Consider the following 13,349-nt stretch of genomic DNA (forward strand, 5'->3'; position numbering starts at 1 on the left):
GGGTTCAGCAGTACATGCTGGAAATCGAAAAACCGAAGATCGAGTGTGTCGCCCGGAGTGACGACGCCACCTACGGCAAGTTTGTGGTCGAGCCTCTGGAGCGAGGTTACGGGGTGACCCTGGGCAACTCCCTTCGTCGCATTCTCCTTACCTCCCTGTTCGGGGCCGCCGTTACTTCGGTGAAGATCGAGGGTGTTCTTCACGAGTTTTCTACGATACCCGGCGTTGTCGAAGACACGACGGATATCATCTTGAATCTCAAACAGCTTGCTATCAAGATGCATACTGAAGAATCGCGGACGATCCGTGTTGAGTTCGAGGGAGAAGGGGTCGTCACCGCAGCGGACATCCTCACCGATGCCGATGTGGAGATCCTCAACCCTGATCAGGTCATCGCCACCGTCGATAAAGGCCGCCTCTTCATGGAGATCACTGTGGAGAAGAGCCGCGGCTATATCACGGCCACCAAACACCGCAAGTCGGAGCATGCCATTGGCGTGATCCCCATTGACGCCAACTTCTCGCCGGTCCGCAAGGTCAACTACCGTGTCGAGGACACCCGCGTCGGCCAGATCACCAATTATGACCGCCTGATCCTTGAGGTGTGGACGAATGGCAGCCTGACGCCCGAAGAGGCCATCAGCTGGTCGGCCAAGATCATGAACGACTATCTCAAGCTCTTCGTCGCCCTGACGGAGAACACGGAGAACGTGGAGATCATGGTCGAGACGGAAGAGCGTCCCCAGGACAAGATCCTTGAGATGACCATCGAGGAACTGGACTTGTCTGTTCGCTCCTACAACTGCCTCAAACGGGCTGGCATCAACACTGTGAAAGACCTGACCAACAAGACGGAAGAAGATATGATCAAGGTGCGCAACCTTGGCCGCAAATCCCTTGAGGAAGTCGACGCCAAGTTGGCAGCCCTTGGTCTGTCGTTGCGTAAATCGGAAGACTAAATCCAGCCCCGTCGCAAAGGAGGGAATCGAGTGCCCTACCGTAAATTCAGCCGTCCGACCAACCATCGCCGGGCGCTGCTGCGCAACATCACCACCTCTCTGCTCAAGCACGGGAAGATTGTGACCACCGAGCCGAAGGCCAAAGAACTGCGCCGGATCGCTGACAAGATGATCACCCTGGGTAAGCAAGGCGATCTGCATGCGCGCCGTCAAGCGCTGGCCTTCATCCAGGAAGAATCGGTCGTCACCCATCTGTTCAAAGAAATCGCCCCTAAATACGCCACACGGCAAGGCGGTTACACCCGTGTCCTGAAAGCCGGGTTCCGCCGCGGCGACGCTGCCCCCATGTGTATCGTCGAGCTCGTCTAGTCCTTTAGCCCGCTTTGGCGGGCTATTGGCGTGTGTTGTTCTCTTGCGAGGTCAGGGCCGTTGATCCTGTGGATCAGGGGTTCCTGGCTTTCCTTTTAGGCGGCGTGTATTGCGCGACGGGGTGGAATGGCTTCGCTCGCTAAGGGCTGCGCGGCTGCTCGCTTGTCTGCTCCGCTAGGACGCCAAACCTTTCGGGCTTTTCTGCATGTTCTGGCGTCCTTAACGCTTCGCAGACTGCGCTCGCTGACGCCGCTTCGCCCAAATCGCTCGCTGTGCTATTCCACCCCGATGTGACAGCCGCCCGTAGCCAAAAACACTTACTGTTCCGTCTACTCGATGGCACTGGTGCGATACTTCTGACCTTAGGCTGATGTATTTTGAGCGATTAGCCGCTTCATGTAAAGGCCCCGTGGATTGGGGGATAAGTCTTTGATCAGCGTTGAAAACGTAAGCTTTCAATACCGGAATCCTGACGGCGACGCCATACAAGCGCTCTCGAATGTGTCGATCACGATCCGCTCCGGCGAATGGGTGGCGGTGCTGGGGGCGAATGGGTCGGGGAAGTCGACCCTGGCGAAGCATTTGAATGCCTTGCTGACGCCTGCCGAGGGGCGGGTGCTGGTGGACGGGTTGGACACGAAAGACGCTCGGCAGCGCTATGACATCCGGCGGCGGGTGGGGATGGTCTTTCAGAACCCGGACAACCAGTTGGTGGCGACGACGGTGGAGGAGGATGTGGCCTTTGGGCCGGAGAATCTGGGCTTGCCTTCGGAGGAGATCCGGCGGCGCGTCGATGCGGCGTTAGCGGTTGTCGGTTTGCAGTCTCTGCGGGAGCGTCCGCCCCATGATCTGTCGGGCGGGCAGAAGCAGCGGGTGGCTATTGCCGGCGCTTTGGCGCTTCAGCCGGCCTATCTGGTCTTCGATGAAGCCACGTCGATGTTAGACCCGCAGAGCCGCCGCGAGGTGCTCCAGACGGTCCGTCGCTTACATAAGGAGCTGGCGATGACGGTCATCACGATCACCCATGACATGGATGAGGCGGCAGAGGCGGAACGGCTTGTCGTCATGTCACAAGGTAGGGTGGTCTTTGACGGTTTGCCCGAGTCGCTCTTTCGAGAGGAAAGCCTCTTGGAACAGGCCGGTTTGGAACCGCCGCCGTCGGCCGAGATCGCCCGTCGCTTGCGGGAAAGGGGACTGACGATCCCCCTGGAAGCAGTCACGATGGAAAAGTTGGTGAATGCCCTGTGCCGATTGCAATCCGACAACTGAGTCATGTCTACAAAGCGGCGACGCCGCTGGCGGTCAGGGCGCTCTTTGATGTCGATCTGTCTGTCCGTGACGGGGAACTAGTCGGCATCGTGGGACGCACCGGTTCGGGGAAATCAACGCTGATCCAGCATCTCAATGGGCTCTTGATACCCACCTCCGGCGCCGTTGTTGTTGATGAGATCACGATCAGCGGTTCCGACGACAAGGGTTCGCAGCCCGGAGGCTCCCATGCCAAAGGCACGAACCCCACCAACAAAGACGCCTTTCGCCGGTTGCGTCAGCGGGTGGGCATTGTCTTTCAATACCCGGAGCATCAACTCTTCGATGAAACCGTCTATGATGACATCGCTTTCGGACCCCGCAACCTCCGCCTCAACGAAGAGGAAGTGGATCGCCGAGTGCGGAAAGCGATGGGCTTGGTCGGCTTGGACGTCGAAGCGATGGCAAAGCGTTCTCCTTTACAACTGAGCGGCGGTCAGAAACGGAGGGTGGCCCTAGCCGGCGTCTTGGCCATGGGTCCCCAAAAGCTGATCCTTGATGAACCGACGGCTGGTCTTGACCCACAGGGGCGGCGCAGGTTGCTGGCCTTGATCGATGACCTTCACCGCCGCCAGGGCATGACCATCGTCATGGTCAGCCACCACATGGAAGAGGTGGCCCAGCTGGCCGATCGCTTGGCGATTATGGACCAGGGGCGGCTTGTGCTTGAAGGTTCGCCTGTAGAGGTCTTCGCGGCAGCTGACAGGATCGCCGACCTCGGCCTGGAGCTGCCTTTTGCTGCGCGGCTTTTGCACCGCTTGCGCCAGGAGGGACTGCCTGTTGATAAGCAGGCAGTCGACATGGAAGGCGCTGCAGAGGAAATTTTACGGGCGTTGGGGGTGAGGCAGCCATGCTAAAAGACATCACCCTCGGCCAGTACGTTCCCCTCGATTCACCGGTCCACCGGCTTGACCCGCGTACCAAAGTGATAGCGACGCTGCTTTTCAGCATCGCCCTCTTCCTGTTGCCCACGCTGCGCTCGGTCACCCTGGCCGGTCTGCCCATCATCATCGCTATCGTGGCGACCCGGTTGCCGATCCACTATATCCTCCGGGGGATCAAGCCGCTCTGGATCTTCATCGTCTTCACCCTGCTCGTCCATCTGTTGAGTACGCCGGGGGAGACGGCGGTGAGGCTCGGCCCTTTCGCTATCACCTGGGAAGGGCTTCGACAGGGGGCCATGGTGAGCCAGCGACTGATCTGGCTCTACGCCGCCACATCGCTCTTGACGCTGACCACATCGCCGATTGCCCTCACCGACGGCTTGGAACTTCTCCTTTCACCGGGAAAGAGGATCGGCTTGCCGGTCCACGAGTTCGCCATGATGACATCGATCGCCTTGCGGTTCATCCCGACGCTGATTGAAGAGACGGAAAAGATCATGAAAGCCCAGTCATCACGGGGGGCCGACTTCGACAGCGGCAGCCTGGTGGCGAGGGTAAAAAGCTTGGTTCCTCTGATGGTGCCGCTGTTGCTTTCCGCCTTTCGCCGGGCCGATGAATTAGCCATGGCCATGGAGGCCCGTTGTTACCGGGGAGGGGAAGGGCGGACCCGCATGCGGCCTTTGGTCATGTCCGGCAAGGACTATGCCGTCACCGTCGCCGTCTCAGGCGTTTTTATCTTGATCTGTCTCTGGAAAAAGGCCCTGTAAACTGTAAATAGTCTGATGAGATGGAGATAGACTCAACGGGTTGGCCAGGTGCCCGACAAACGAGAGAGACTTCCGATGAATCGGAGATAGACGATGAAGCGGAGATATAGCCGATGAATTGGAGATACGCCCCATGAGCGAACGCCGTCTAAAACTGACCGTGGCCTATGACGGAACCTGCTACCACGGTTTTCAGACCCAGGAGAACCCTGCCCTTCCCACCATTCAGGATGCCTTGGTCCGGGCGATCAAAGTTCTGACCGGTGAGGAGGTCAAGGTGAACTGTGCCGGGCGCACCGACGCCGGTGTCCATGCCCGAGGGCAGGTTGTCGATTTTGTCACGTCGTCGCCGATCCCCGATGACCGGTTTCCCTTTGCCATGAACGCGATCCTTCCGCCGGACGTCGCCGTTGTAGCGGCGAAGACAGTGCCTTTGGCGTTTCACTCCCGCTTCGGCGCCCTCGGCAAGCACTACCGCTATACCATCTACAACCACCGCATCCCGTCGCCCTTTCACCGGCGCTATTCTCACCAGGTCTTCCCGCCCCTTCAGTTTGAGGCCATGGCGGCGGCAGCGCAGTGCTTTGTCGGAACCCATGACTTTCGCGGTTTTTGCGCCACCGGCAGCCCTGTCAAGGACTTTGTCCGCACCGTTTACCGCTGTGACCTGACGAGGCAGGAAGAACACCGGTTGGTCCTCGACGTGATGGGTAACGGCTTTTTGTACAACATGATCCGCATCATCGCCGGGACGCTGATCGATGTGGGCAAGGGCAAGATCGCCCTTGAGGAGATCCCGGCGATCATTGCCTCCCGTGACCGCACCCGGGCCGGGATGACAGCGCCGCCACAGGGACTTTGCTTGATGAAGGTCTGGCACGATCCCCTTGACTTTCCTTTCAACGTAAAATAGAATACTATAGTGAGTTTTTCTCCAAAACTTCTACTAGCCCCAGAAGTCAGGAGAGAGGCCCTTCACTGAAAAGCCACCGGAGGCGTTTCCTTCACAGTGACACGCCAGGCGGAGTGGGCACCCGGCGTTGCGGGCGGCGACGACCGGCCAAACGAATGCAGGGCCGCCCCGATAGGATAAACAGGACGATACCTTTGAGGAGGGAACGCGATGAGCACCTTCATGGCTAAGGCCGAAGACGTCGAACGCAAGTGGTACGTCATCGACGCCGCCGACAAGCCCCTGGGCCGGGTCGCTTCCGAGGCTGCCCGCTTGCTGCGCGGAAAGCATAAACCCATTTTTACCCCCCATGTGGACACCGGCGATCATGTCATCATCATCAACGCCGAGAAAGTGGCCCTGACCGGCAAGAAACTGACCCAAAAGCTGTATTACCATCATTCCCGCTACCCTGGTGGGATGACCCTGATCAACTACGGCACCCTGCTGAAGACCAGGCCGGAGCGCGCCGTCGAAAAAGCGATCAAGGGCATGCTGCCCAAAAACCGCCTGGGCGAGCAGATGTATCGCAAGCTCAATGTCTACAAAGGCGAAGCGCACCCCCATCAGGCCCAAAAACCGGAAGCCTGGACCATTCGGGATTAGGGAAGGAGGTAGTCACCTGTGGCCCAAGTGCAATTTTTAGGAACCGGTCGCCGGAAGAAGTCGGTCGCCCGCGTGCGTCTCGTTCCCGGTGACGGCAAATTCCTCATCAATAACCGTTCGCTGATGGAATACTTCGGGAAGAAAACGCTGGAGATGATCGTCCGTCAGCCTCTCGAGCTGACCAAGAGCGAAGGTCGTTTCGACGTCCTCTGCAACGTCCACGGCGGCGGCACCAGCGGACAAGCCGGCGCCATCCGCCTCGGCATCGCTCGGGCGCTGTTGAAAGCCGATATCGGCCTGCGCCCTGTCCTCAAGCGCGCCGGATTCCTCACCCGCGATCCCCGGGCGAAGGAACGGAAAAAATACGGCCTCAAAGCAGCCCGTCGCGCTCCCCAGTTCTCCAAGCGCTAATTTGTCTCGCTGTCGATGCCAGTCTCGAGTATCATTCGAAACGGGACCTGACAGGCGCATCATGCTACAGCTACAGAAAAAGCGAACCTGCATCGGTTCGCTTTTTTTGTTCCGCTTCGCCTTCGCGCCCTGATAAAAGGGTTTATCGCTATCGGCAGAGAATATAGGTTGATAAGAAATTTATTGATAACTTATTAAAGTACGTCATCATCGGACCGATGAAAGTGATTATCCCTGCTTTTGCAAACTGTAAGGGACAAGCATAGGTGAGCGATATCGGAGGAACCCCAGCCGACCCACCTGGCCCTGTTCGGGGCGTCGCCTCCGCAGTCAATTCGTACTTGCTAGCCTTTGGTATTAAGCGTATGATCGAACTACAAACAAGATGAAGAATCGAGCCTAAGGCCATATCGGCAATCCGGTCAGCAGCAGATCTCTGGAAAGGGGAAACTTGCGTGGAGGCCTTTCAGATCGTCACATTCTCACTGGGGACCGAGGCGTACGGCGTTCCGATCGAACAGGTGCAGGAGATCATCCGGCCGTCGCCGGTGACCTATATCCCCTATGCGCCGCCCCATGTGCTCGGCTTGATCAACCTTCGAGGGAACGTGATCCCTGTGATCGATCTCCGGCGCCGCCTGAGCTTGGACCCGCAGGGCGATGGAAAATATAACCGCATCATTGTCGTTTACCTCGATGACATCGTTGTCGGCTTGTGGGTCGACGCCGTCTCTGCGGTGACGACTGTCCGCGAAGAGATGTTGGCTGATAACCCCGAAGGTCTCAGTGTGGGGGAACAGTTCATCGACAAGGTGGTCAAGACGGATGAACGGCTGATCGCCTTGCTGAACATCCCTGCATTGATTCAGCATTGAAACCACCCTGGAATGAGCCGGAACGGAGGAGGTGACGGGGTTGAGCAATGACAACTTCATGGACCAGTATATGGACCTTTTTTATTCGGAGGCGAAGGAGCAACTGGACATCCTGACCCGGGATCTGTTGGCCATCGAATCGGGCAGTTCGAGTCAGGAAATGATTCACGAGATGTTCCGTGCCGCCCATACCTTGAAGGGCTCCAGCGCCATGGTCGGATTCCCGGCGGTGACAGAGATGACCCACAAGGTGGAGGACCTGCTCGGCAAGGTGAGAGAGGGGAAGCATATTTTAAGCGCCAAGGATATCGACCTGGTCTTTCAGGCGCTTGATTACATACAAAACTGCCTTTTTCATCCCGAAGCGGTCGATTCTGCGAAGACAGAGGAACTGGCGCGCAAACTGGCTGATATCCAGGACCAGCCTGCGCCGGCCAATGGTCCTGCAGACGACAGTGTCGCAAAAAGGACAGCCCAACTGGCCGAACTGCGCAGCCGGGGAACTTACAAGGGCAAAGCGACGGAGATTCTTGTCACCTTTAGGCCAGAATGCGCTATGCGCTCCGTCCGTTTCTTTCTCATCCTGAACAACCTGAAAGAATTCGGCGAAGTGATCGGCTCCGTGCCCGCTTGGTCGGAGATGGAAGCTAACGAAAATGCCTACGAAGAGGCGTCCATTTTGCTCGATTGGCGTCAGGGAAGCCGCAACGACCTGGAACGGGCCTTGAACGTGGCCGATGTGCGTTGCATAGAGATTCGCAGCGGAGATGACGGCAACGAAGCCTTTTCAGCAGTTGGGGCTGCGGAACCGCCGACTGCCCTACCGGCGGCGACCGAAGTGACGGTGGCAAAGGCAGCGGCGGGGTACCGCGGAACAGAGGCGGTGAAAACGCCGGCAGCCGACCTGGCCAGCCAAGGTGACAGTTCCCACCGGCCGACAGAGTACATCAAGATTGAAGCTAACCGGCTTGACCTGCTGATGAACCTGATCGGCGAGATGCTCATCTCTCAGGCGCGCTTTTCCCGGATTCAGGAGAACTACCTGGAGCGGCACGGCCAGACGCCGCTGGCTGTCGAGATGGCCGAAGAGACGCATCAGCTGGCTCGAATCACGACTCAACTGCAAGACGGGCTGATGAAGGCCCGCCTGGTCCCCATCGGCGGCGTCTTCAGCCGCTTCCCGCGCATCGTCCGCGATTTGGCACGCAAACAGGGAAAAAAAGTCAATCTGATGATGGAAGGCCAGGACACGGAATTGGACAAAACGGTCGTCGACCTGATCGGCGATCCGATCATGCACCTGATCCGCAACAGCGTCGACCACGGCATCGAACTGCCGGAGGCCCGCCGTCAGGCCGGCAAGCCGGAGGAAGGGACCATCCGGTTGAAGGCCACCCATGAGGGCAGTCGCATCGTCGTCGAGATCGGCGATGACGGGCGCGGCATCGACGAAAGCAAGGTCCTTGCCAAAGGGCGGGCATTAGGTCTGATTCCTGAGGGACAGACCCCTTCACGTCAGGAGATCCTGGACCTGATCTTCGCCCCCGGCTTCAGCACTGCTGAAAAAGTGACAGACATCTCCGGGCGCGGTGTCGGGATGGACGTGGTGAAACGCGCCATCAGCAGCCTTCACGGCATCATCGACATCCAATCGGAGCCGGGACAGGGAACGGCCTTTCAACTGCAACTGCCCATCACCTTGGCCATCATCCAGGGGCTCATCGTTCGGGTGGAGCGGGAGAGCCTGATCATCCCCCTAGACAACGTGCTCGAAAGCTTCCAACTGCAGAACAAGGAGGTGCAATCGGTCGGCGGGCGTGAGGTTTTTTCGGTGCGGGGGCGGATCGTGCCGCTCTATCGGCTGCAGGACCTGTTACAAATCCCGCTTGATCCTGAGAAAGGGCGCCGCAAGTACCGGTCAGTCGTCATGGTCGGTTTGGCCGAACGGCGGATGGGTCTGGAGGTCGACTCCCTGATCGGCAAGAAGGAGATCGTGATCAAGCCCATCAAGGCGCCCTGGCTGAACCTGGAACATTTTGCCGGCGCCACCATCCTGGGTGACGGTCGCGTCAGCCTGATCCTGAACATTGGTGCCATCTTCCGCCGGGGAGCGGGAGAGCGGTTGCAGAACTGAGGGGACGAGGTGATCTAATTTGTTGGAGCATGAGATCAAGGAACGGGGCGATGTGTCGATCCTTCGCTTCTACGGCAGCATCGGCGTCGGCGACGCCCACCGGATCAAGGATTCCCTGGCTCAACTTCCCCGTGAAAACAGCCGCCTGGTCATCAACCTGGGCGTCAGTTTTGTCACCAGTGAAGCCATCGGTAATCTGATCTTTCTCTACAAGCGCTACCGGGAAAAAGGGGGGCAGGTGGTCCTCTGCAACATCACCCCTTCCGTGCGCCAGGTGCTGGAGATCACCCGCCTCGACAAATTGCTTCCTATCGTGGAGACGGAAGAGGAAGCCGTGACAAAGCTTTCCCGGGAGTAAGCTATTTCGTAAGCGCTCGGCGGCGCTGAGGCAAGCGAAGGGGAAGCGTAACCTAAGCGAAAAGTAAAGGAAAAGCGAAGGAAAAGCGAAGGGAAGTGGCTGCGAATGCTTTCGCGGATGAACGTCGGCACCCGGATCCTCCTGGTGATCCTTTTTTCGTGCCTGGTCACAGCCGCCGTCGGTTTTTACGGCTTGAACAGCCTCGCCGATGAAAAGGCGAGCCTCGACGGGATGTACAACAACGCTCTGTTGCCGGTCCGTTACCTGGGAGAGGCGAAGGCCAAGTTGCAACAATACCGCGTGGCCGTCTATAACCACATCCTTTCCTCAGACAAACGGGATCTGGATGAATGGGAAGCGAAGACGAAAGAGTACGCCAAGAGCTTTGAACAGGAATTACGAAGATACGGCGAAACCGAGATCGGCGCTGATGAAAAGCGGATGTTGTCTGACATCGAATCATCCTGGAGCACCTACCGTGAGGTGACGCAGCGGATCATTCAATCGAGCGCCCTGGGAACAGCGGAAGGGAACGCCAAAGCGCTGGAGATCGCCCGCACGGAAGGGCGGACAAAAGCGCTCGCTCTGGACGAAAAATTGGAGAGAATGGTGCAACTCCAGGTGGAACTCTCCGAAAAGACCAAAAAGAACGCCGACGACAGATACGCGTCGACGCGAACGACGACGGTGGCCGTCATCGCCGTCGCTTTCCTGCTTTCCTTGGGCGCAGGGGTGGTCCTCTCCCGCAGCATTTCCAAGCCGCTCGGCGAGTTGGAGCGACTGGCCCAGAACATCGCCCAAGGCGATCTGACCCAAAACGTGGCTGACAAGCAAGGGGGCGACGAGATTTCCTCCCTCTCCCGCTCAATCCATCAGATGGTCAACAACCTGCGCAGCTTTGTCAAGCAAGTGCAGGACGGCGCCCAGTCGGTAGCCGCATCGAGCCAGCAGATCGCGGCTTCATCTCAGCAGTTGGCCAGCGGCGCCCAGTCCCAGGCCCAGGAGGCCCAGAGCCTGTCGACCATGATGAACGACATGGCCGGCGCAGCCACTCAGGTGGCCACATCTGCCCAGAAAGCGGCCATGTCCTCTGAGACGACGACCAACGCCACCATAGAGGGTGGCAAGATCATCGATGAGACCGTTCGGGGCATGGACGCCATCTCGGAAAACGTGATGGTCCTTGGCCAGAACTCGGAAAAGATCGGCGAAATCGTCGAGATGATCGATGACATCGCCGCCCAGACCAACCTGCTCGCCCTCAACGCTGCCATCGAGGCCGCTCGGGCCGGCGACGCCGGCAAAGGCTTCGCCGTCGTGGCCGACGAGGTGCGCAAGCTGGCCGAACGGTCCGGTTCGGCGACCAAGGAGATCGCCAGCCTGATCAAACAGATCCAGGCGGTGACGGGCCGCGCCGTCGAAGCGGCCAAGAGCGGTCGCGAGCTGACCCAGCAGGCCGGCGCCGCCTTCCAGCACATCAAGGATCAGGTCAAGCAGACAGCCACCGAGGTCGGCGAGATCGCCGCAGCGGCGGAAGAGCAGGCCGCCACGACGGAGCAGGCCTCACGGGCTGTACAGAATGTGGCCGCCATCGCTGAGGAATCGTCGGCCGGCGCCGAAGAGACGGCCAGCGCCATCGAGGCCATGTCTAACCTGGCGACGGAGCTGCAGGCGTCTGCGGCAAGGTATAAGGTCTAAAGTGTAAGGCACCTTTCTGGAAAAAGGTCCGCGAAGTTCTCCACCGATGGGTTGGCGAACGTCGCGGACCTTTATGCTTGCCCTGTCCTAGCCTCGGCCAATACATTCAGGCGCCAAAACCGGGACCTAGGAGCGCCCGCCACTTGTTCTGTACCAGCAGGTACTGTTTCTGCTGCGCCAGGTTGACGGCCTCCGTCGCCAGTTGGAGCGAGTGGGAAAGTAGCCGGCCGAACTGGTTGAAGGTGGCCGGGTTGGTCATCATGTACCCGTCGACAAAGTAGGTGGAATCAGAGGGATCGGCCAAGAAGGGTTTTTTCTGCTGGCTGAAGATCTGGTGGACGTAGCGGAACCAGTTGTATAGCCCTTCGGGACCCGGTTCGAGGCGGACCTTGCGTAGCAATAAGTCGGTGAGCATTTCCAAGTGCAGGGTGCGCAGGATGCGGCAGTTCGTGCGTTGCCAGGCTCGGAGGATGCGGATCAGAGCAAGGAAGGTTGGCCCGTGCCGCTGGAAGGCCGCTGACATCCACCGCTCCGGCGCCTGGGGATCGCGGGGGATCCACGTGTCAGGCCCGTTGGGAAGGTAGAAAACCTCCTTCTCCCCTTCCGCCAGCGCTAACAAGGGAGAAATACGGAAACTGTCCTCATGTCCCAAGAGGAGGAATGTCGGGTATTCTTCTATATCGCGGTTCCAACCGACCTTGGACAGGATTTCCCGCATCTGGCCAAGGACTACGGTCACAGGGGGCGTTTTGCCGTCGGGAGGGGCAATCTCCACAAGCAGGTCGAGGCTTTTTTTCGGCCGGATCATCGTTCCGCGCATGAACGATCCGCTCGGTCGGATCTTCCGCACGGGAAAGTCGGCGCGATCCTTCAGGGCATAGTGCATGTTCTGCAGCATCGTAAAGACCTGATCGACATCGTCGCGATTCAGGCTGATCCGCCGTAGAAAGTGACGAAAAGCCTCGTCTGCTACAGGGAGCGGTTCCAGATAGGTCTGCACGAGCGGGGAAAGGCCGGCCGCCGCCGCTGCCGTCACCGCCGATCCCACCGGGCTGGCGCTGCCCCCTTGCTGTGTAGCGGCCTGGTCGAACGTTGCAGCTGTGACCGCAACAGAACTGGAGCTGGCACCGGTGACGGCTGAGACAGCGTCGGCAGCCGAGCTGCCGCCGGCAGTGCCGGTGCGCCCGAAGAAGCGCGAAGCGACGGAGGTGGAGCCCTTCGAACCCGTCAAGTCGCCTGGACTGACGGAACCGCCCTCGGGACTGCCGCCCGAACTGCCGGCGGAAACCCCCGCTGAGGAAGGGGGGACAGGGGGAATCGTCGCCGGCGGGGTGTTGTTCGGCAGGGCGAAGAAACGGGTCGCCTGGGGCGAAGGTGCGCTTTTTTCCTGGACGAAACCCAACTCGCTGTGGGAGAGCTCGTAGAGCGGCGTGTAGGAGAGGCCTTTGAGCTCCTGGATCCCCAGAAAGCGGAAGATGACCTTGTCGAGACTCTTGAGGAGCGGCTTTAGAATCTGGAACGTCGACTCGTCCAACAGGACCTGATTAGGGGCGCTTTGAGCAGCCAGGCGGGCGGCCATGTCGATGGAAGCCCCCAGGTAATCGGTATCGGGAGTGCGCACTGGCATCACAAGGCCGAAGGAGAGGCCGATCTTGGTCTGAAAAGGCAGGTTCTCCTTGATGATGTTGTACTTGACATCTAAAGCTGCCAGCAACGCCGGCAGCGGATTCGGGAAGACGGCGTAGATAGCGTCGCCGATATGCTTGACCACCCGCCCCTGGTAAAGGTCAACGGTCTGGGCGCAGAGTTCGTTGTGGCGCAACGAGAGGGCGACGCCTTCCAGCGGCCCCAACTGCTGCTTCAGCCGAGTGGAATCGACAAGGTCGAAAAAGACGCTGCAGAGGGCCACGTTGTCTTGCAGTTGTTTGTATTGGTGAAACAGGCGCTCACGCACAGGAAGCCCTCCGATGTACTGCCCGGCATTCGGATCCCAGTCTAGACTGCCGGATGATTGGGGAGAACTTCTCC

Annotated in this window: 13 protein-coding genes; 12 read left to right on the plus strand and 1 reads right to left on the minus strand. The window is 59.1% G+C overall.

Annotated elements, in window-relative coordinates:
• Positions 1–14: 14 nt before the first annotated feature.
• The 12 genes from HM1_RS06425 to HM1_RS06480 all read left to right on the plus strand — a co-directional run bounded on the left by HM1_RS06425 (position 15) and on the right by HM1_RS06480 (position 11,321).
• Positions 15–959 (plus strand): DNA-directed RNA polymerase subunit alpha, encoded by a 945-nt coding sequence (locus tag HM1_RS06425; protein WP_012282500.1) that lies wholly within the window; start codon positions 15–17, stop codon positions 957–959.
• A gap of 30 nt (positions 960–989) precedes the next feature.
• The gene (gene rplQ, locus HM1_RS06430; RefSeq protein WP_012282501.1) at positions 990–1,328 is read left to right on the plus strand and encodes a 50S ribosomal protein L17; all 339 of its coding nucleotides are present in this window, start codon (positions 990–992) and stop codon (positions 1,326–1,328) included.
• Positions 1,329–1,757: 429 nt separating this feature from the next.
• The gene (locus tag HM1_RS06435) at positions 1,758–2,597 is read left to right on the plus strand and encodes an energy-coupling factor transporter ATPase (protein WP_236995049.1); all 840 of its coding nucleotides are present in this window, start codon (positions 1,758–1,760) and stop codon (positions 2,595–2,597) included.
• On the plus strand, positions 2,573–3,493 hold the full coding sequence (locus HM1_RS06440; protein ID WP_012282503.1) for an energy-coupling factor transporter ATPase: 921 nt from the start codon (positions 2,573–2,575) through the stop codon (positions 3,491–3,493). Before HM1_RS06435 ends, HM1_RS06440 begins: the two co-directional genes overlap by 25 nt.
• Positions 3,487–4,287 (plus strand): energy-coupling factor transporter transmembrane component T family protein, encoded by an 801-nt coding sequence (locus HM1_RS06445; RefSeq protein ID WP_012282504.1) that lies wholly within the window; start codon positions 3,487–3,489, stop codon positions 4,285–4,287. Before HM1_RS06440 ends, HM1_RS06445 begins: the two co-directional genes overlap by 7 nt.
• A 133-nt stretch (positions 4,288–4,420) precedes the next feature.
• A complete protein-coding gene (truA, locus tag HM1_RS06450) occupies positions 4,421–5,200 on the plus strand; it encodes a tRNA pseudouridine(38-40) synthase TruA (protein WP_012282505.1) in 780 nt (259 codons plus the stop codon).
• Between the two features lie 210 nt (positions 5,201–5,410).
• Entirely contained in the window at positions 5,411–5,845 is a 435-nt protein-coding gene (rplM, locus tag HM1_RS06455; RefSeq protein WP_012282506.1) for a 50S ribosomal protein L13, read from the plus strand.
• A gap of 18 nt (positions 5,846–5,863) precedes the next feature.
• Positions 5,864–6,256 (plus strand): 30S ribosomal protein S9, encoded by a 393-nt coding sequence (gene rpsI, locus HM1_RS06460; RefSeq protein WP_012282507.1) that lies wholly within the window; start codon positions 5,864–5,866, stop codon positions 6,254–6,256.
• 455 nt (positions 6,257–6,711) lie between these two features.
• Positions 6,712–7,131 carry a chemotaxis protein CheW gene (locus HM1_RS06465; RefSeq protein WP_012282508.1) on the plus strand — a complete coding sequence of 140 codons (420 nt, stop codon included), beginning with the start codon at positions 6,712–6,714 and terminating at the stop codon, positions 7,129–7,131.
• Positions 7,132–7,171: 40 nt separating this feature from the next.
• Complete coding sequence (locus HM1_RS06470) at positions 7,172–9,265, plus strand: chemotaxis protein CheA (RefSeq protein WP_041313460.1); 2,094 nt, start codon at positions 7,172–7,174, stop codon at positions 9,263–9,265.
• 19 nt (positions 9,266–9,284) lie between these two features.
• Positions 9,285–9,623 (plus strand): STAS domain-containing protein, encoded by a 339-nt coding sequence (locus HM1_RS06475; protein WP_012282510.1) that lies wholly within the window; start codon positions 9,285–9,287, stop codon positions 9,621–9,623.
• Between the two features lie 105 nt (positions 9,624–9,728).
• Complete coding sequence (locus HM1_RS06480) at positions 9,729–11,321, plus strand: methyl-accepting chemotaxis protein (protein WP_012282511.1); 1,593 nt, start codon at positions 9,729–9,731, stop codon at positions 11,319–11,321.
• Between the two features lie 106 nt (positions 11,322–11,427).
• On the opposite strand, the gene HM1_RS06485 is transcribed toward HM1_RS06480, so the two are convergent.
• Positions 11,428–13,275 (minus strand): adenylate/guanylate cyclase domain-containing protein, encoded by a 1,848-nt coding sequence (locus HM1_RS06485; protein WP_012282512.1) that lies wholly within the window; start codon positions 13,273–13,275, stop codon positions 11,428–11,430.
• Positions 13,276–13,349: the final 74 nt, after the last annotated feature.

The organism is Heliomicrobium modesticaldum Ice1, from assembly GCF_000019165.1.
In the GTDB taxonomy this organism is placed as follows: domain Bacteria; phylum Bacillota; class Desulfitobacteriia; order Heliobacteriales; family Heliobacteriaceae; genus Heliomicrobium; species Heliomicrobium modesticaldum.

Coding starts and splice junctions, on each gene's coding strand:
- HM1_RS06480 (WP_012282511.1), top strand. CDS start 9,729: ATGCTTTCGCGGATGAACGTCGGCACCCGGATCCTCCTGGTGATCCTT.
- HM1_RS06445 (WP_012282504.1), top strand. CDS start 3,487: ATGCTAAAAGACATCACCCTCGGCCAGTACGTTCCCCTCGATTCACCG.
- rplM (WP_012282506.1), top strand. CDS start 5,411: ATGAGCACCTTCATGGCTAAGGCCGAAGACGTCGAACGCAAGTGGTAC.
- truA (WP_012282505.1), top strand. CDS start 4,421: ATGAGCGAACGCCGTCTAAAACTGACCGTGGCCTATGACGGAACCTGC.
- HM1_RS06425 (WP_012282500.1), top strand. CDS start 15: ATGCTGGAAATCGAAAAACCGAAGATCGAGTGTGTCGCCCGGAGTGAC.